Genomic DNA, 18736 nt, shown 5'->3' with positions numbered 1-18736 from the left:
GCCGGTGTTCATTGAACCTGCTTCAAGGCACTCCGGTTGACAGCGATCGATCCATCCAAAGCCTCCGCACATTGCGGGGGCTTTTTTATGCAGCACAGCCACGGCAAACGGGATCGCAGGCGGGGGCGGTCGGCACGGCAGGTTGCTCACCCCCAGATCTGCAGCGGCAGGCCGGTGCTGTCTTTGGTGGTGGCGCTACCAAAGGCCACGGCTGCTCCTTCAGCGAGGCGGCTGGCGGTGTACAGGGTGGCCAGCGCATCAAGAATGTCGTCGTCGGCAACCTCCCGCTTGAGAAACCGGGCCCGCACGCGGCTGGCAACGCCAGGGAAGCGGCCCTCCACCAAGGCGAGCCGCTCCGTGCGGCCAGCGGCCGTCTTCTTGGCATGGAGCATCGGCGTGTCTCCGTTCCAGCGGGCGAAACACACTTCGGGGTGCGCCTCCATCACAGCAGCGGCTAGTAGCGGATCAGCCCGCAGGAGCCCATCGAGCTCGCGGATTTTCGGCAGCAGAAAATAGCTCTGCTTGCTGAGCTTGCGCCCCTGCGCGGCCAATGAGAGCTCGCAGGCCTGCACGTAGGTGGTGGCCGCCAGCACCGCCCGCACCGGTGCGGGAAACACACTGCTTCCCCGCTGGCCTAGAAAGCGCCGGGCCGCCTGGTCGCAGGGGCGCGGGCCGTTCTCGCCCAGTCCGATCGGCATGTCGATGGCGGTGACCGCCGGTTCGACCCCCTCGAACAACTCGGTGGCGCTGCGGCAGAGCCTCACCCGTACCTGCTCCTCTCCCTGTCGCGCCTCCACGCACAACCAGCCGGCCCGGCAGCCGTCAACGCCGCGCAGCAGCGTCATCGGGCTGCGGGGGCGACCGTCGCACCGGTCTGCGACAGGTCCTGCCGCGGGGCGGACGGCGCCACACTGGCCGTTCCCCTGGCTGCGCAGCTGCCTTGCCGGTGTCCCCCCCCGCCTCTTCGCTTCGCCTCGGCATTCCATCGCGGGGCATGGCGGCCATCCCCACGCTGGCGCCGCTGCTGGCTCCCGCCCGGCTGCTCTGCGGCAGGCACGCCTGTGGGCGGGAACCCCTCGATGCGCTGCTCGCTTGGGGCCTCAAGCCCTCTTCGGGGCTCGCCACCCGCCTTGCCGCCCAGCGGCAATTGCCCCTCTGGCGTTGCGAAGACGGCTTCATCCGCTCGCTCGGGCTTGGGCCGGATGCGCCGCCACTGTCGTTGGTGGTCGACGACCTGGGCATCTACTACGACGCCACCCGCCCCAGTGCCCTTGAGCGGTGGATCGCCACGCCGCTCAGTGCCGCTGAGGGCGCCCGCGCCCGGGCGCTGCGCCGCCTGTGGTGCGAACAACGGGTCAGCAAATACAACGGCGCCCCGGAATCGCCGGCGCCGCAGGGGCGCTTCGTGCTGGTGGTGGATCAGACGGCTGGCGATCTTTCGATCCGCTGCGGTCTGGCGGATGCGGCCGCCTTTGGGCGCATGTTGAGGGAAGCGCTGCAGCAGCATCCCGGAGTCACCGTTGTGGTGAAGGTCCATCCTGATGTGGCCGCCGGGCGCAAGCGGGGGCATTTCCGCGCCGCCGAGCTGCAGGATCCCCGCCTCTGCATCTGCGCCGATGGTGGCCATCCCACAGCGTTGCTGGAGCGCGCGGAAGCGGTGTTTGTGGTCACTTCGCAGCTGGGTTTCGAGGCGCTGCTGTGGGGCAAGCCCGTGCATTGCTACGGCATGCCTTTCTATGCCGGTTGGGGGCTCACCCACGACGCTCTGCCGCCACCGGAACGGCGCGCTGTCCACCGGCCGGGCCTCGACCAACTGGTTCATGCCGCGTTGGTGGCCTATGGGCGCTGCATCGACCCCCATCATCAGCTCCCCTGCACGCCGGAAATGCTGATCGCTGCTCTCGGCCTGCAGGTCAGCCAGCGGCGGCGATGGCCCCGTGCCATCGAGGCCTTCGGCTTCAAACCTTGGAAGCAGCCGATCCTGCGTCGCTTCCTGGCCGGCGCGGAGCTCCGGTTTCGGCGGCGCCACGCCCAACCCGGCAGCGGCTCCTCTGCCATGGCGATCTGGGGCTGTGAACCGGGCCGACGGCTGGCCAGCTTCCTGGAGCAGTGCCCGGCCACAGAGGTGCTGCATCTGGAAGATGGCTTTTTGCGCTCGGTGGGTCTGGGCGCCAATCTGATCGATCCGATCTCCTGGGTGGTGGATCAATCGGGCATGTACTACGACGCCAGGCGCGCGAGCGACCTGGAAACCTTCCTTTCCCATCACCGTTTTTCAGCGGCCGACCGTGCACGTGGTGCAGCGGTGCGGCGATCAATCGTGGACGCTGCTATCACCAAGTACAACCTCCCCGCTCTGCCCTGGCGCCGTCCTCCTGATCAGGGGCGGGTGGTGCTGGTGCCCGGCCAGGTGGAGGGGGACGCCTCCATCCGCTTCGGTGCCGTTGACGTGCACACCAATGTGGATTTGCTCCAGGCGGTGCGGCGCGCCGAACCGCAGGCCTGGCTGCTCTATAAGCCCCATCCCGATGTGGTGGCCGGCCTGCGCCGGGCGGGCGCCGATGAGGAGCAGGCCACGCGCTGGTGCGATGAAGTGGTCGTGGGCGGATCGCTGGAGGCTCTCTATGGGCAGGTCGATGCCTTGCACGTACTCACCTCCTTGTCAGGGTTTGAAGCTTTGCTGCGCGGCGTTGAAGTCCACACCTGGGGGCTGCCGTTCTTCGCTGGCTGGGGCCTCACCCACGACCGCCACGCCTGTCCGCGGCGCGGGCGCAAGCTGGAGCTCGATGAGCTGGCCTTCGGCGCGCTGGTGGCCTATCCCAGTTATGTCAGCCGTTTCAGCGGGCTGTTCATCACTGCGGAGCAGGCGATCGAGGAGCTGCTGGCCTGGCGCCGTGAGCCGCCGCGGCCGCTGAGTCTGCGGCGTCGGATTTTTCGGCATTGGGGACGGCTGCGGGAATGGTTTGCCTTGGACCTCTAGCGGAAAAATCTGGGATAATCTTTTTCGTCTGTTGGGAAGGGGGAGAGAGAAGTGGTTTCTATGCATATCGAAGGCCCCGTTTTGTTGCTGATGGGGCCGATCGGCTCGTTCTTTGGTCGCTTTGCTCGATACCTTGAAGATCATGGGGTGCCCGTTTTCAAGGTGAGCTTCCCGCTGCATGAATTTGGCTTTGATCGGTATCAGCGCCTGCCGTTCGACGGCGAGATGAGTGAGTTCAAGGCGTTTCTTTCCGAGGTCATCAAGGAAAAGAAGATCCGCCACCTGTTCATGTATGGGGATTTCATCGATCCTCACCGCTTAGCCATCGAATTGGCGCTAGAGCTGCGGCCGCAGCAAAAAGTAGATGCCTGGGTATTTGAGCTTGGTTACATCCGGCCGAATTATGTGAGCCTTGAGTTGGAGCGTGCCAATGCGCGCTCCAACCTCAACAAGTCGGTGGATTTCTACCACGCTCTTGCGCCTGTGGATGTGATTCCTCAGGCTCGGCGCGAATCCGGCATCCGCTGGCGAAAGCTGTGGAAGGCGCCCACCTTCATCCAGCATGCCTTCACTCCCTATCCCATCATTCAGTCGGCCCATAAACTGCAGCCGAAGCCAGATTATCTGCTTGCCCAGATCAGTGGATTTCTGCGGAAGAACCTATACCTGATCACCGAGCGCCGTCTACGACGTGAGCTCCGATCTGTCACGCCTTTTTTCCTGGTTCCTCTCCAGGTTGCAAGCGATTCCCAGATCACTCTGGGTTCTTCTTACAGCGGCATGGAGCCTTTCATTGAGGAGGTGATCGCGTCTTTTGCCCGGCATGCTCCTGTTTCTAACCGGCTGGTGATCAAGCACCACCCCCGCGACCGCGGCTACATTCACTACGGAAAACTAATTGCTCAGGTAGCTGAAGCCCATGGCGTCAGCAGAAGAGTGATCTACATCCACGACTGCCCGCTCGGCCCGGCCATCAAACGGGCGACGGGAGTGGTAACGATCAACAGCACAGTGGGTTTGCAGGCCCTCTATCACGCCACTCCCACAAAGGTGATGGGACGCACCTTCTACGACCTCCCGGGTCTCACCTGCCAGAAGCCGCTGGATGCGTTCTGGCAGAAGCCCACTGCCTCAGATCGCCAGTTGTTTCGAAAGTTCTACATGCATCTGCTGTCCACCACACAGATCAACGGAAACTTTGATGGCTGGTTTCCTTTCCGCCAGGTCATCACCATTGACCCTGAGCTGGAGATGGCGGCCTCAGGACCGAAACCTGCAGGCAGGGAAATCCTGCTGCGCATCGCCCTTGTCTTTGTTGCATTCTCTGGCTATTACGTTCAGCTTTGTCTGCTTGCCTGTGGCTTTCGCGACAAAGCACGGCGGGTGCTTGAGTGGACAGCCCGCCAGGCGTTATCGGCAGGTGGCGTGAAGGTGTTGGTGGACCGCCGGGCGGAGCCCATTCCCCGCGCCCAGATCCACATTGCCAACCATGGACACGCCTTGGATTTCCTTTTGGTTCAGGGCTACTTTTGCGAATGCGGGATCACCACGGCTGGCCGGCACATTTGGTGGCTGCTGCCGTTCTTCGGTGCTTCTGCAAGGAACTATGGACACACAACGCTCAACCATCTCAGCCCAGCGTCGCGCCTTGATGGCTTAAGGGATTTACTCGGCGTGCTCAAGACCAAAGGCCGCATTTTCATGCATCCCAGTGGATCGCTGGTCACCCCTATCACCACCCGGGTTTCCGGCAGCCTGCATCTGCTCGGCAAGCGCAGCAATGCAGTGATCGTCCCCTGGTTCTGCACCTATCGCGGCTTTTCGCGCAAGGAGGCTAACTTGCACTACAAGCCCCTAGCCATGATTCTGAGCCGCGTGTTCGGCCCCAGAGCCACGATCATCTGCACCGAAGGCTCCCCGATTGAACCTGCCGCTTTCCGCGATCCTCAGTCGCTCAGTCGCCATATTCAACGCCTCTACCGCGAGCGTCGCGCCAGCTTGCTCCCAATCGATTGACTTGCCTCGGGCAAGGCTGATCAACCGTCGGCTGGGTTCCCTTCAAACACAAGGGCAACATTGTGCCCACCGAAGCCGAACGAATTGTTGATGCCTATCGGATGCTCAGCGGCAAGGCTTGCTGGCTTTGATACCACCAAAGGCAGTTGCAACCTGCCATCCGGGTGTGGGCAATTGAGGGTAGGCGGGACGCGGCGCTGCTGTAGGCAGAGAACGGTGAGCACAGATTCCACGGCTCCTGCGGCTCCGATCAGGTGACCGATTGCCCCTTTGGGCGCCGTCACCAGCGGGGGATGGGAGCCGCCTTCGAACAGGCGGCTGAGGGCCAGGGCTTCGGCCGGATCCCCCAGGGGGGTTCCCGTGGCATGGGCATTGATCAGGTCCACCGCCTGAGCGGCGATGTTGGCATCAATCAGGGCCCGTCTGATCGCCATTTCCGCCTGGCGCCCTTCGGGTTCGGGCGCGGCGATGTGGTGGGCGTCGGCGGACAGGCCCGCACCAAGCAGGAATCCCAGGGGACGCACCCCACGGGCGATGGCCTGGCTTTCCCGCTCCAACACCATGGCTCCCGCGCCTTCACCCAGCACGAAACCGTCACGGTCACGGTCGTAAGGACGGGAGGCAGCGGTGGGATCGTCGTTGCGCACTGAGAGGGCTCGCATGGCAGCGAATGCCGCCACGCCCAGCCGGTTGAGGATTGCCTCGGTGCCGCCCACTACCACCACATCGGCCCGACCCAGCCGCAGCAGATCAAGCCCCCAGGCAATGGCTTCGGCACCCGCAGCACAGGCGGCCACCGGCGCATGGACGGCGGCGGTGGCACCGATGGCCAGGCCTACCTGGGCGGCAGCGGCGTTCGGCATGATCATCGGAACAGTGAGTGGGTTGACCCGCTCGGCCCCCCGCAGGCGCAGCACCTCGAGCTGCTCCACCACCGTGACCAACCCGCCGATTCCTGTTCCCATCACCACGGCGCGGCGATCCTGCGCCAGCGCCGGCTCACCGGCCTGGTGCCAGGCCTGCAGGGCCGCCAGTACGGCCATCTGACTGCTGGGATCGAGGCGCCGGGCCTGGAAGGCCGGCATGGCGATGGTGGGGTCGAAGCGGCAGGGGGCACCGATGCTGGTGGGCAGATCGGCACTCCAGGTGGGATCGAGCGCTGTGATGCCAGAGCGGCCCGCCAGCCAGGCCTCCCAGGTGCTGAGCACGTCGGGTCCGAGGGGAGTGACGAGCCCCAGACCGGTGATGGCGATGCGATCCATCAAGGCTGTCAGCTTTGCTTGGGTGGCGATTGAAGGTGGGTGATTAGGGCCCCTACCGTGGTGAGGTTGGCCAGGTCGGCGTCATCGATCTTGATGCCGAAGCGGTCTTCGGCATCCATCATCAGCTCCAGCATGGCGAGTGAATCAAGGCCGAGATCTTCCACGAATCTGGCGTCAGCTGTGACCCGCTCTGGCGGTACACCCGCCAGCTTCTCGAGCCACTCCGAGAGACAGGCATGAATCTCGTCTGGGGTGGCCTTGGAATTGATAGGAGATGGTGAATTCACGGCTTGGGAGAGGGGGTGTAGGGGGAGGGAAGCTGGTTCAACCAACCCCGATGCCGATCGTGATCAAGAAGCTTTCTGCGCTGGAGCGGAGATAACTCATGGAGATCACAATACATCAAAATTTCGGTAATCTGGTTGAAATCTTTGGCGACAGATAGGCCAATAGGCTTGGCGCCAGCCATCCGCGCATACCGCTTCATAATAATCGGAATCCGAAACTCATCTTGAACACATGAACGCAGTTTCAGCTCAAGTTCGGCATAAGTTGTCGAGCTCAGTGAAGCCAGCCTTTCGATGGATGTGGTTTCGAGCGTTGCGTTCTCAGCTTCGGCTTCGGGTGGAAACCTTGTTTTCTCATTACTTGCTGCTGCTGGGATTGTATCCCAAGCGGCAAGCAATGCTCGTTCTTCGGCTGTTGTATTGAAAGGACAACAGTGCCTGGGTGGCGGGACCACCAGGTTACCCTTGAATGCTGGGGATAAAAGCTCGCTTATGAAAAGAGCATTTGCGCTGGGAGAGAATTGAAAATGATTATACGAAACCATGCCGATAATGAATCGATGGCTGGTGTCTGTGGCTGCCATGACAGTGGCTCGCATGATGTGCAGCAATGTATTGCTTGTTCGCTGATAATTGGGAGAAACGAATGTTCTCCCTAGCTCTACGTACCCATTCCCCTGTGAGTTGAGGGCGCGATCAATTCCAGGGTAGCAATGCTCAAGGTATGAATTGGTGCCATCCCAGGAGGCCCCATGAAATGCAGAAAAAGAAATCCTGGCCCCACCGGCAACTTGAGCAGTAGCTTCGTCAATGACTAGTAGTTGCCAGTAATTCGAATCTCTACCGTCAAGATCGACGTCGTCCAAGGTCGCGGGGGAAAGTACTTTATAAGAGATTGCTCTCAGTCTACCAATTTCACTGGCGAAGCGATCAAAGCCGGACGGCGGGATGAACAGAACCGCGAATGGTGCTTGGCGGTAAAGTAAGGAAGACGACAGGTATAGTTCATCCGAGATGAGATCACGAATTTCCTCCCCCATTGCTCTGGTCAACCCTATATCCAGTATAGTATATACCTTCGCTGATTCACGCCCCATCGGTGAGCTCAGTTGCAAGCAGTCATCCCTGAGAGCCAAGAGGAAACCAAGGCGTTGAACTCCTCAAGCCTTTTCCCCACCACCGGCGATGCCGGCCCGCACTCGGGGCGAAGGCTGGCGATTCTCCACCAAAACGCTGGCCCCACGCTGGCTTATTTTGTACGGGCTCCAGCTGAGCAAGCGAAATTTGTCGTTACTGAGCTGGATTCCAGCATTGCGCCGTGCGCTTCTACGGTCGCTCTTTTGGAAAAGTCGGACAATATCCTCGTCGTGCGTTATCTACCCAAGCCATGGCTGCGGGTCATTCAAAGGTTGGCGAGCTCAGGTGCCACTCTTGCTTTTTTGATGGACGATGACCTGCTTGATCCCGAAGCCCTCAAGGGCCTTCCGGTCGCTTATCAGCGCAGATTGAGGGAGCGAATCACAAATCAGTCGCGTTTCGTTGCAAAATTATTTTCTCGAGTGTGGGTGACCAGTGCTTATCTACAGCATAAATATAGCCATCTTCAGCCCCATCTTCTGCAGATGTGTCCGGAAGCAAAGTTATTCCCTTCTAGATCCACCCGTCGTCTGGCCTATCTCGGCACAGCATCTCATCCGCTTGAATTTGCGTGGTTGGTGGGACTGTTGGAAAAGCTTCAGAGCTCTCGCAGCGACTGTTCGATTGAGCTGTATGGAGATCTTCAGGTCAATCGCCAGTTCCGTCATATTCCAGGGGTGCGGATTCTTCACCCCATGTCGTGGTCCTCGTTTCTGCTTGATTCTTCAACACGGCAGCTCGATGTGATGCTCTGCCCCTTGCTTGATCATCCATTTAACCGTTGCAGAGCGCCGATTAAGTTCTTCGATGCTGCTCGAATGGGGGCTGTAGGAATCTATTCTGATCGGCCACCCTATCAAGGCTTTATTCATCACGGCGAGGATGGCATCCTGCTCGTTGATGGTCATGACTTATGGCTGAACGCCATCAACATGTTGCTAGATGATCAGACACATCTGGAAACACTTGCTGCCAATGCCAAGCGCAGGGCAAGTGCTTTTTGCGCTGTAACATCTGTGCTACCTTTCACTTGAGGATGCATGAAATGCAGACGTGCTCGTGCAAAAGAATTCAACATTTAAGCAGCAAGGCGTCTTCCTTGCAACCTGCGATGTGCCAGTTCACACCCAGAATTGCATGCCGCTGCTGATGGCCCAGCCCACGCCAACGCCTTCGAATTTGGTTCTCGCACCTTTCCAGGCAGGCCTTCACTTTTTTTTGACCCGCTTCCGGCTTGCTCACTCCCGCCCGCCCATGAGGTTGATGCGCTACCACTGGCTCAAGTCAGGATTGCTTCCTCTCTGCCTGGTCTTCGGGGCTGTGGCCGCACCTGAGGTTGCCGCGCAGCCTTCTGCTGGTGCTTCGTCAGGGTTTCACCTGACAGCGGCAGGAGCGCCACCGCCAGGTGGTCGTGCTGCTTTCCGCTACAAGCTCGGACCGGGAGATCGGCTTCGGATGCAGGTCTTCAAGGTAGAGGGCTACGCCGCAGATGTGGAAGTCCTGAGTGACGGCACTATCAACCTGCCGAGGATTGGCAGCTTGTCTGTGTGGGGCCTCACCCTTAACCAGGCCAAGGACGCTATCACCAAGTCCTATTCAACGTTTCTGCGTCAGCCGATCGTGTTTCTCGATCTTTTGGCTCCACGCCCGGTGCGGGTGGCGGTCACCGGTCAGGTGCAACGACCGGGTCTCTATGCGATCAGTCGTAGCGGCACCAACCAGTTGTCTGCGGCAGGTACTGAAGCGCCTGTCACAGCGATAACCACAAGCGGCTGGCCAACCCTTGTGGATGCCATTCAGCGCGCTGGCGGAATCACCGCCACAGGCAACCTTGGCAGCGTCACGATCACCCGTCCGGGCACAGGCATTGGCGCCCCGCCCGTCACACAGACCTACGACTTCCTCTCCGTTCTCCGCCATGGAACCAACGTGGAGAATCCCCTGATTTATGACGGTGACACTGTCACAGTGGGGCGTGCCACGGACATCAGCAACGAAGATCTGCTTACCACCGCTTCCTCCACTTTCGCTCCAGACACGATCACAGTGAATGTGATCGGCGAGGTGACCAAGCCGGGTCCTCAACAGGTGAAGGCCAACAGTCCTCTGGCCCAGGCGATTGTGGCGGCGGGTGGCACCACGCGGCGGGCCAGCCAGAGCACCATTCAGCTGCTCAGGCTTGAGCCAGATGGCACGGTGACTGCAACGCGCCTGGCGTACAGCCCCACTGAGGTGATGGGCTCCAGCAACAACCCTCCCCTGCGCAGCGGCGATGTGGTTGTTGTTGACCGGAACGGCTGGACCAAGTTCAACGATGGCCTTGGAACATTTGTTCAGCCCGTGGGCCCGGTGCTCAACGCTGCCTCAATTCTGCGGCTTCTCGGTGCCTTCTGAGTGTCTGAGTCGTCATGAATGGCGATCAGTGCACCAAGTTAGACGGCAAGCATGGGAAAAGTTCGTGTTGGTGTTATTACACTTGAGTTGAAGCCTTTGAGTAAGTGTCAATGGGGCGGTGTCACTGATTTGGTGTCAGTGAGGCGGTGCCATTGTGCCGACTCATTATTATTGCCAGATCTCGGTTTAACTAAGGACGCCGCATCAGTCATCCAGTCCCAGGCGCGCCCAGATCACCCCAAGTTGAGCACGGTGCAGATCCGTGGAGAAGCAGGTGTCCAGTTCAGCAGCGCTCAGCACACTGGTCACCTCCGGGTCGGCCAGCAGGTTGGCCTGAAAGTTGCCACCCTCTGTGTTCCAGGCGCTGTGGGCGTGGCGCTGCACCAGTTGATAGGCCAGTTCACGGCTCAGCCCACGCTCCACTAGGGCCAGCAGCACCCGCTGGCTGAAAACGACACCTCCATAGATGTGCAAGTTGCGGGCCATGTTATCGGGATAGACACCCAGCCCCTTCACCACTTCCGTCATTTCACGCAGCATGAAATGCAAGGTGCAGGAACAATCTGGCAGCATCATTCGCTCTACGGAGCTATGGCTGATGTCGCGTTCATGCCAGAGCGCCACGTTTTCGAGTGCTGCCACCGTGTAGCTCCGCAGCACCCGGGCCAGCCCGCTGATGCGTTCGCTGCGGATCGGGTTGCGCTTGTGGGGCATCGCGGAACTGCCTTTCTGTCCCTTGGCGAAGTTCTCTTCCACCTCAAGCACGTCGGTGCGCTGCAGATTCCTGATCTCGGTGCTGAAGCGCTCCAGCGAAGCCCCCACCAGTGCCAGGGTCTGCACATAGTCCGCGTGGCGATCCCGGCTGATCACCTGTGTGCTGGCCGTGTCTGGTTCCAGACCCAGGCTGACGCAAGCCAGGGCTTCCACCTGGGGATCGGTGTTGGCGTAGGTGCCCATCGCACCGCTCACCTGGCCTACCGACACCGTGGCCTCCAGTTGCTGCAGCCGCTGATGGTTGCGCAGGGTTTCGGCCAGCCAGCCGGCCACCTTGAAGCCGAAGGTGATCGGTTCGCCGTGGATGGCATGGGACCGCCCGATCATCACGGTGTCCTTGTGGGCGCGCGCCAGCTGTCTCAGCGCTTCCACCAAGGCCTCCACCTCTTGCAGCAGCACGCGCACTGAGCGCTTCATCTGCAGGGCAAGGCCGGTGTCGAGCACGTCAGAGCTGGTCATGCCCACGTGGATGTAGCGCCCGGCGGGCCCCACGTGCTCATTCACGTTGGTCAGAAAGGCGATCACGTCGTGACGCACCTCAGCTTCGATCTCCAGGATGCGTGCCACTTCGAAGCGCGCCTTGGCGCGGATTTCGGCCATGGCCTCGGCGGGCACCCGACCCAGGGCGCAGTTGGCTTCGCAGGCGGCCAGCTCCACATCCAGCCAGCCCTGGAACTTGGCCTCTTCGCTCCACAGAGCGCCCATTTCAGGCAGGGTGTAACGCTCGATCAAGGCTTCACGCCGCAGGCACACCAGGCCAATCTATGGGGCGATCCCCCTGGACCTTTCTGCGCCATGCGCTGGCCCTGGCGTGGTTGGATGGCCTCAGATCCGCCAGTGATTCCAGCCGGATGCCCCCAGGATCAAGGCGCCATGGGCCGAAAACAACGCCTTGACCTGCTGCTGGTCGAGCTGGGTCTGGTGGCCAGCCGCCATCAGGCCCAACAACTGATCCGGGCCGGCCGGGTGCGGCTCCAGGGCCGTGTGCTCGACAAGCCAGGCTTGGAGCTCGACAAGGAACTGGTTCCAGAGCTGGAGGCACTGCCCCGTTTTGTGTCCCGCGGCGGCGAGAAGCTGGCGGCGGCGCTCCTGGCCTTTCCGCTGGCCCTACCTGGCCGTATTTGCCTCGATGCAGGCATTTCCACTGGCGGTTTCACCGATTGCCTGCTGCAGAGCGGTGCCGCCAGGGTGTACGGCATCGATGTGGGCTACGGCCAGACCGCCTGGTCGTTGCGCAGCGATGAGCGGGTGGTGCTACGGGAGCGCACCAATCTGAGGCATCTCGATCCCGCCGATCTCTACGGGCCTGAAGACCCATGGCCCGACTTCGGTGTGGCGGACCTCTCTTTCATTGCGTTGGCGCGGGTGCTGCCAGCCTTGCGCGGCCTGCTGCGCAGCGATGGAGCCGAAGCAGTCGTGCTGGTCAAACCCCAGTTTGAAGTGGGGCGTGAGCGGGTTGGTAAAGGCGGGGTGGTGCGCGACCCGCGCGCCCATGTGGATGCGATTTTGGCAGTCATGGCTGCGGCCATTCCGTGCGGCTGGCAGGCGGCTGGCTTGGTGGCGTCGCCGCTCACAGGACCAGCCGGCAACCATGAATACCTGCTCTGGCTTCAACCCCCAAACTCAGACTGGAGCAGAAAATCAGCAGCTGAACCGGCAAGGGTCGCAGAGCTGTTGCCTAGTGGTGGGTCTTCGCCGAGTGCAGAGCATGCACCCGATGCAGAGCCTTCAAGCAATGCTGATCATGCACCAAATGTTGACGGCTCACCGCCAGTGAATTGCCAAGAGCGGGCGGTTGCAATGGTTGGTGGCCCGCTCGAACGGGCCGGTATTGAACGGGTGGTGAAATCTGCGCTGGCCTGAACGTCCGCTCAGGTCAGCTGGATCTGTGCGCCGAAGGGATGGGATGCCTCAGATCGCCGTGCTGTCGCGGTCGCCGGTGCGGATCCGGATCACGGTTCCGATGTTGCTGATGAAGATCTTGCCGTCGCCGATCTCGCCGGTGCGGGCAGCCTCTTGGATGGCGGTCACCACCGTGTCAACATTTTCATCTTCAACCACCACTTCAAGCTTCAGCTTCTGGAGGAATTCCACCGTGAACTCAGAGCCGCGATAACGCTCAACCTGACCTTTCTGACGGCCAAAACCCCTGACCTCACTAACGGTCATACCGACGATGCCCGCATTCACCAACGCAACCTTGACATCTTCGAGCTTGAAGGGACGGATGATGGCCTCAACTTTTTTCATGGATTCTCCTGAGATTTCAGAACGCAAAGGTTAGTTTGAAGATTGGATCGAGGCAGGCAGGACGGGGATGCGGCAGACAAGCAACCCGGCAGCAGTGGCATCCTCGCAGAGCAGATCCGCAGAGGATCCATCTACTTGGATTTTACCGGCGGCCAACAGCGACCAATGCTCGATTTCGAAGTGGGTTTGCAACCACAACATACCGACAGCCGATTGAGGCCCCAGCCTGAATCCTCCATCGCTGGTGGACGTGAGAGCGAGATCCATGAAAAGACCCTGCAACTCAGGCCATTAGGCCTGAGCCTGCAGGGCTCCGGTGTAGCAGTTGCTACGGGGTGATCCCCGTGTCAGCGTTCAGCCGGCGTTCACCTGGCGGGCGGCTTGCTCGCGCCTGTGGTGGTAGGTATGGCCGCGGTAGTGAAGCTCAACGGCTTCGTCCGCTTGAGCCGCTTCGTGGCGCAGGGCCTCGCGATAGTGAACGCCTCGGTAGACGTGTTCTACGGGGTTCGCCGGAAGTTCTGCGTGCTTGGTGCCGTCGTAAGCGACACCGCGGTAAACGAGTTGGTTTTTGCTCATGATGGATGGCCTCGAAGAGGGTGGGGATCACCAGCCCTGTGGCTGGTGCCGCTTCGTGGGAAGGAGCGTTGCTTCGCCTCGCGGTGGGGCTACTTCCGACAGGGGTGGTGAGCTGATGGCTCCTCACCTGGTCAACGGTTTGTCCTTCGATATCTTTCTAGCAAGCCTGCACTGTTCGTGGTGAACATTTCAGGTGTTTCTTCATTATTTGTTGCGAATTGGGCGTCTTTGTAGCATTGCCCCACAAGCCGCTTCCCCGCGTCTGCTGGTCCTGTCCCCCATGCCCACGGGGCAGCCGGCAAGCCTTCAGCAAGTTCTGGACAGGCCCATTCCCTGCTCTTCTGTCGTGACTCTGCCCAACCCATCCACCACCACCCCGCACTACGGCGACCGGCTGATCGCTGACTCCCAGCTGATCGCTTTTGACAATCCCCGGCCCGGTCGCGCTTACGAAGTGGCGATCGAATTGCCCGAGTTCACCTGCAAGTGCCCCTTTTCCGGCTACCCCGACTTCGCTGTGCTGCGTCTGCTCTATCAGCCGGGTGCCCGGGTGCTGGAACTCAAGGCGCTCAAGCTCTACGTCAACAGCTGGCGTGACCGCAGCATTTCCCATGAGGAAGTGGCCAATCGGATCCTCGACGATTTCGTAGCGGCCAGCGATCCGCTCTGGATGCAGCTGGAAGCCGATTTCAACCCCCGTGGCAATGTCCACACCGTGGTCCGGGTGAGCCATGGCGTTCGGCAGCCCTGCTGAGCCAATTGCCGGAAGCGTGGCGTTCGCCGGAGGCGCTTTTGTCAGCTGGTTGCCGGTCAGGCCGTCTGTGGTTGTTCCGACTTCTTTGCATTCCCCGAGGAGGGAGAGCGCAACTGACGAATCTCCGCGAGCAAGGCCGGAAGCTCCCTCGCCAGGGCGGTGAGGTTGCGGTTGCAGAGCCCACCGACGTGAAGTTGATGGCGGTCCGGGTCGGCGATGCTCCAGAGCTGGCGTGTGGCGACCAGGCTCAATGCGCCGCCGGCGAGCGCAATCGCAAACCCTCCGTACACCAACGGCACACCTGGATCTTTCTTCAACAGCAGCCCACTGGCGGGCATCACGTCCACCACCCGCAGGGATAACCCGTTGATGTCGATCGGATCACCACCGGGGGTCAAGCGGCCGATGGCCTGAGCGTTGGCCCCATAGATCTCAACAGGACCCTGCTCACTGCTCAGTGTGAGCAGGATCGGTTCAGTGCCATCCGGGCGGGTGGGCACAGCCAGGCCCCACACCTGCTCGCCCAGTTCCGGCAGCGCACGCAGGGGAAATTGCAGCAAGGGGCTGCGGCCCAGTTGAACTGTGATCGCCGCCAGCGACCAGTCGGCCTGGTAGACAGTCATGCCCCGAAAGCGCAGCGGGTGGTTGACGCTGATCTCGATTTCTTTCCGCAGCACACCGGTGGAATCGAGCAGTTTGAGTTGGGAGCGGAACTGCTCCGGGCGGCCTACAGAATCCCGATCGATCGCAAAGCGCTCGAGTGCCACGCTCAGTTGGTTGTCTCCTCGGGAGTTGAGCAGCTCAAGGTCGCGGCCCGGTGCCAGGTAGCGCTCCAGCCGCTGGCCCGCCAGCGCTCCCCAGGCGGAACCCACCATCAACACCACCAGGCCGGCGTGCACCAGCAGTGGCCCCACCCGGCCCAGCACCCCCTTGCGTGCGGCCAGCCGTCCGTCGGCGGGATGCAACTGCCACCCCTTCGCGAGCAATAGCTGTTGCAGGTTCTTCAGGTCGGTGCCTGGATCTGCACTGGCGATGGTTTCGGCCAGGCTGAGTTTGCTCAGCTGCCGCGGGGAGGGATAGTCGACCCAGCGCAGTGCCGCCCGCAGGGCGGGCCATTGCCGTCGCCAGCTGCACAGCACAAGCGACAGGCCCAGCAAGGCCAACAACGCGAGAAACCAGCTGCTGGCGTAGACGTGGTCCAGCTCCAGCTTCAAGATCCAGTCGCCCGTCACCACGCCCAGCCAGGGTTTGCGGTCGTAGAGCTGGTGATAGGCCTCACTGGCCTCACGCTGAGGAATGAGCGTGCCGATGGCACTGGTGGCGGCGATCACCAGCAGCAGCCCGATGGCGAGCCGAAGATCGGACAGCCAGGCCAGCAGGCGCCGCCAGATGGGGATGGGGGATTGGGCGGGAGAAGAAGGAGTCACGAGAGCCGCGCCAACAACGCCAGTCCGCCGCTGGTGATCAGCACCACCCCGCTGATGGGAGGAACCCAGCGGCTGAGCGCCCGCAGTGCCAGCAAGCGCTGCATGGAAGCGGCGGCGCTGCCGGCCAGCAACAACGGCATCACCTGACCGGCGCCGAAACAGGTAAGCAGCACCATCCCTACCAATGGCCGGCCCTGCTGCGCCATCCAGCCGAGCAGCACCGCCAACACAGGGGTTGTGCAGGGGCTTGCCGCCAGGCCAAAGGCAGCCCCGGCGGCCACCGGGCCGAGAGGAGCGGGGACACGCCCACGCCAAAGTTCCGGATCAGGACCAGCCGGCAGGGGAAGCCGCAGCAGGCCGAGCAGGTTGAGACCCATCACCACCGCCAGCACAGCCACCACGGTGGGAATAAAGCCAGGAACCTGTCCGTAGAGGCGCCCCAGCACGGCGCTGGCGAGACCCAGCATCACTAGGGAGAGCACGATCCCCCCGGCAAAAGAGGCGCTCAGCAGCCATGGCCTGGAGGTCTTGCCAGAAAATCCCGCCATGTAGGCGACGGTGATTGGAAGCAGTGAAAGGGAGCAGGGCCCCAGGCTTGTGAGCAGGCCCGCCCCAAAAATCACCAGCAACGTGGACGGGCCTGGAGCGTTCAACGATCCGGTGATCAGATCCTCGGCCCAGCGGGCCAGATCTGCGATTTGGAACCCCACCGCATCCATCCGCTTGCAGGCCAGGCCAGGGGGGTGGCCTGGCGGTGATAAGGATGGTCAGCCTATCGGGGCGTGGTGAGTTAGGGCGCCTGCAGCCTGGTTGGGGGCCTGACGCCGCCGCCGGCCGGAGGGCTGGTTAAGGCCGGCTGATTCAAGGGAGCAGCGGATCAGCAATCCGGCCGTCAGCAGGCTGGCCAGCAATGAATTGCCGCCGTAGCTGATCATCGGCAACGGCAGGCCGGTGGTGGGCATTGAGCCACTGGCCACGGCGATGTTGAGGATGGATTGCCCCACCAGCAAGGTGGTGGCACCAATCGCCACCAGACGCAACTGATTGCTGCGGCAGCCCAGAGCGATGCGAAGACCCACGAAGCCGAACAGCAACAGGAACAGCAGCATCACCACCGACCCCACATAGCCGAATTCCTCCGCGAACACCGCGAAGATGAAATCGGTGGACTGGATCGGAAGGTATTGGAGCTTCTGGGTGGACAGGCCGAAACCTTCGCCAAGAACACCACCCGAGCCAATTGCAAGCAGGCTCTGCACCAGCTGATAGCCATCGCCCTGGGCGTCCTGCCAGGGATCCAGAAACGACACCACCCGCAGCCGTTGATAGTTGTTCATCAGGATGCTCACCACCCCCGTCACCCCGCCAGCGGCGGCGGTGGCCAGTAACCCCAGCAGCGGCAGCCCCGCCGCTAAGGCCATCAGCCACAGCAACAGCCCTGTGAGCGCTGCTGTGCTCAGATTCGGCTGGCGCAGGATCAGCACAAGAATCACGCTGAAGATCCCCAACCAGACCAACTTTTGGTCATTGCCGATGCGGTTCCAGTGGGCAAAAAGTGAGGCTCCCTGCAGCACGATGAACGGTTTGATCAATTCAGATGGCTGAATCTGCACTGGCCCTACCACTAGCCAGCGGCTTGCTCCGTTCACGGTGCTGCCCGCTACCAACGTGGCGGCGATCAGCAGGCCACCGATCAGCACGGCTGGTGCGGCCAACCTTAACCAGCGTCTCAGCTGCGTACGGATTGACAACCACAGCAGGATCCAGCTCGCAAGCATCCAGATGGCCTGCCTCTTGAGGTAGAACGCCGCATCGCCCATCTCACGCTCCGCCACCCACCAGCTGGCAGACGAAAGGATCACCAGGCCGGCCAGACTCCAGATCGCCACCATGCCCAGCAGCAGACGGGCTTCGGCGGGCCATTGCTCCCACGTGAAACCGGTGGCGCCAGACCTGACGCGAGGTGTCAGCGAAGCTGGCACGAGAGGAAAGGGAAAACCATCCCCCATTGAGCCGTGTTCCTGCGGATTTTCCAGTGCTGGATGGACAAAAAAAATCCCGGCTGGGCCGGGAAATGATGAAAATGATCAGTGAAGACCACAAGGCAACGAACAACTGAAAGGATTCAGTTGCCGACGTTGACTTGACGACGGCCGGTGGCCAGTTCGACTTTGAGAATCTTGCCTCCCTGCTTCATGATTCGCTGTTGTTCAGCAAACCAGCTTTCGTACGGCACCCACTTGGTGAAGAAGGTGTTTTGCAACTCCCTCTGATTCCTTACCTTTTCAGGGCAGGGAATGCAGGCCGTGATTTTGAACAGACGCATGAAGAAGCCCTCGCTGAGTTCCTTGGGAGGTGATCAGTTGCCCAAGCCGGAACTGATGTAGTCGAGGTAGGTGCCAAGTTCACGACCGGCATCAGCGCCGACCAGAGAAGCCGCGGTTTCCTTCATTGCCTGAATCGACTGCACCGTGGCGCCGATGGGCACGCCAAGGGAGTTGTAGGTCTCCTTGAGTCCGTTGAGGACACGCTCATCAAGGATTGAGGTGTCACCAGCCAGCATGGCGTAGGTGGCGTAGCGGAGGTAGTAGTCGAGATCGCGAATGCAAGCGGCGTACCTCCGAGTGGTGTACATGTTGCCGCCCGGACGGGTGATGTCCGAATACAGCAGCGTTTTGGCCACAGCTTCTTTGATGATCGCTGAGGCGTTGGCGCTGATGGTGGCAGCAGCCCTCACACGCAGTTCGCCACTGGCGAAATACTGCTCAAGGCGTCCGATGGAGGAGTCGTCCAGGTAGAGGCCCTGAACGTCGGACTGATTGATGACGTTGGTGATCGCGTCTTGCATTTGTCCGGGGAAGAGGCGGTGGGCAGGGGGG

At 61.4% G+C, this 18736-nt stretch carries 18 protein-coding genes and 1 pseudogene; 6 read left to right on the top strand and 13 right to left on the bottom strand.

The window, feature by feature from the left end; translation table 11 throughout:
* Positions 1-146: 146 nt before the first annotated feature.
* On the bottom strand, positions 147-845 hold the full coding sequence (locus KBY97_RS04505; protein WP_255145480.1) for a DUF429 domain-containing protein: 699 nt from the start codon (positions 843-845) through the stop codon (positions 147-149).
* Positions 846-946: 101 nt separating this feature from the next.
* Between KBY97_RS04505 and KBY97_RS04500 the strand changes: the two genes are divergently transcribed.
* Together KBY97_RS04500 and KBY97_RS04495 are read left to right on the top strand one after the other, a co-directional pair.
* Positions 947-2980, top strand: coding sequence for a capsular polysaccharide biosynthesis protein (locus tag KBY97_RS04500; RefSeq protein ID WP_255145506.1), 2034 nt, complete (start codon positions 947-949; stop codon positions 2978-2980).
* A gap of 60 nt (positions 2981-3040) precedes the next feature.
* Complete coding sequence (locus KBY97_RS04495; protein WP_255145479.1) at positions 3041-4996, top strand: capsule biosynthesis protein; 1956 nt, start codon at positions 3041-3043, stop codon at positions 4994-4996.
* A 20-nt stretch (positions 4997-5016) separates the two neighbouring features.
* Here KBY97_RS04495 and KBY97_RS04490 read toward each other — a convergent pair whose 3' ends face one another.
* Genes KBY97_RS04490 through KBY97_RS04480 form a run of 3 tightly spaced genes read right to left on the bottom strand, consistent with a single transcriptional unit; the run spans position 5017 to position 7660 of the window.
* Positions 5017-6258, bottom strand: coding sequence for a beta-ketoacyl synthase (locus KBY97_RS04490; RefSeq protein ID WP_255145478.1), 1242 nt, complete (start codon positions 6256-6258; stop codon positions 5017-5019).
* Positions 6259-6266: 8 nt separating this feature from the next.
* Positions 6267-6545 (bottom strand): acyl carrier protein, encoded by a 279-nt coding sequence (locus KBY97_RS04485; RefSeq protein ID WP_255145477.1) that lies wholly within the window; start codon positions 6543-6545, stop codon positions 6267-6269.
* The gene (locus KBY97_RS04480; RefSeq protein WP_255145476.1) at positions 6542-7660 is read right to left on the bottom strand and encodes a GNAT family N-acyltransferase; all 1119 of its coding nucleotides are present in this window, start codon (positions 7658-7660) and stop codon (positions 6542-6544) included. The genes KBY97_RS04485 and KBY97_RS04480 overlap by 4 nt, the downstream gene beginning before the upstream one ends.
* Here KBY97_RS04480 and KBY97_RS04475 point away from each other — a divergent pair.
* Both KBY97_RS04475 and KBY97_RS04470 read left to right on the top strand, forming a co-directional pair.
* Positions 7655-8716 carry a glycosyltransferase gene (locus KBY97_RS04475; protein ID WP_255145475.1) on the top strand — a complete coding sequence of 354 codons (1062 nt, stop codon included), beginning with the start codon at positions 7655-7657 and terminating at the stop codon, positions 8714-8716. The two genes, KBY97_RS04480 and KBY97_RS04475, sit on opposite strands and share 6 nt — an antisense overlap.
* A 19-nt stretch (positions 8717-8735) precedes the next feature.
* The gene (locus KBY97_RS04470; RefSeq protein ID WP_255145474.1) at positions 8736-10076 is read left to right on the top strand and encodes a polysaccharide biosynthesis/export family protein; all 1341 of its coding nucleotides are present in this window, start codon (positions 8736-8738) and stop codon (positions 10074-10076) included.
* Positions 10077-10280: 204 nt separating this feature from the next.
* On the opposite strand, the gene purB is transcribed toward KBY97_RS04470, so the two are convergent.
* Positions 10281-11582: an adenylosuccinate lyase gene (gene purB / locus KBY97_RS04465; protein WP_255145473.1), complete on the bottom strand. Its 1302-nt coding sequence runs from the start codon at positions 11580-11582 to the stop codon at positions 10281-10283.
* Between the two features lie 141 nt (positions 11583-11723).
* Between purB and KBY97_RS04460 the strand changes: the two are divergent.
* Positions 11724-12479: pseudogene (locus KBY97_RS04460) on the top strand (TlyA family RNA methyltransferase); the annotation flags it as partial.
* Between the two features lie 282 nt (positions 12480-12761).
* Here the strand turns inward: KBY97_RS04460 and KBY97_RS04455 are convergent.
* From KBY97_RS04455 to KBY97_RS04445, 3 genes are all read right to left on the bottom strand, one after another.
* Complete coding sequence (locus tag KBY97_RS04455) at positions 12762-13100, bottom strand: P-II family nitrogen regulator (RefSeq protein WP_255145472.1); 339 nt, start codon at positions 13098-13100, stop codon at positions 12762-12764.
* Positions 13101-13130: 30 nt separating this feature from the next.
* Complete coding sequence (locus KBY97_RS04450; RefSeq protein WP_255145471.1) at positions 13131-13367, bottom strand: hypothetical protein; 237 nt, start codon at positions 13365-13367, stop codon at positions 13131-13133.
* An 87-nt stretch (positions 13368-13454) separates the two neighbouring features.
* A complete protein-coding gene (locus KBY97_RS04445) occupies positions 13455-13676 on the bottom strand; it encodes a DUF4278 domain-containing protein (protein ID WP_255145470.1) in 222 nt (73 codons plus the stop codon).
* A 352-nt stretch (positions 13677-14028) separates the two neighbouring features.
* Between KBY97_RS04445 and queF the strand changes: the two genes are divergently transcribed.
* Complete coding sequence (gene queF / locus KBY97_RS04440; RefSeq protein ID WP_255145505.1) at positions 14029-14430, top strand: preQ(1) synthase; 402 nt, start codon at positions 14029-14031, stop codon at positions 14428-14430.
* 56 nt (positions 14431-14486) lie between these two features.
* On the opposite strand, the gene KBY97_RS04435 is transcribed toward queF, so the two are convergent.
* The 5 genes from KBY97_RS04435 to apcB form a co-directional block, all read right to left on the bottom strand.
* Positions 14487-15827, bottom strand: a complete 1341-nt coding sequence (locus KBY97_RS04435) for a cytochrome c biogenesis protein ResB (RefSeq protein WP_255145504.1) — start codon at positions 15825-15827, stop codon at positions 14487-14489.
* A gap of 26 nt (positions 15828-15853) precedes the next feature.
* Positions 15854-16576: a cytochrome c biogenesis CcdA family protein gene (locus KBY97_RS04430; protein ID WP_255145469.1), complete on the bottom strand. Its 723-nt coding sequence runs from the start codon at positions 16574-16576 to the stop codon at positions 15854-15856.
* Between the two features lie 48 nt (positions 16577-16624).
* Entirely contained in the window at positions 16625-17866 is a 1242-nt protein-coding gene (locus KBY97_RS04425; RefSeq protein ID WP_399217253.1) for an FtsW/RodA/SpoVE family cell cycle protein, read from the bottom strand.
* 116 nt (positions 17867-17982) lie between these two features.
* The gene (locus KBY97_RS04420; RefSeq protein ID WP_255145467.1) at positions 17983-18183 is read right to left on the bottom strand and encodes a phycobilisome linker polypeptide; all 201 of its coding nucleotides are present in this window, start codon (positions 18181-18183) and stop codon (positions 17983-17985) included.
* A gap of 33 nt (positions 18184-18216) precedes the next feature.
* On the bottom strand, positions 18217-18705 hold the full coding sequence (gene apcB, locus KBY97_RS04415; RefSeq protein ID WP_094512736.1) for an allophycocyanin subunit beta: 489 nt from the start codon (positions 18703-18705) through the stop codon (positions 18217-18219).
* Between the last annotated feature and the right edge of the window lie 31 nt (positions 18706-18736).

It is taken from the genome of Synechococcus sp. ATX 2A4 (assembly GCF_024346375.1).
Classification (GTDB): Bacteria; Cyanobacteriota; Cyanobacteriia; order PCC-6307; family Cyanobiaceae; genus MW101C3.
This window is presented reverse-complemented; position numbering and strand designations above follow the sequence as displayed.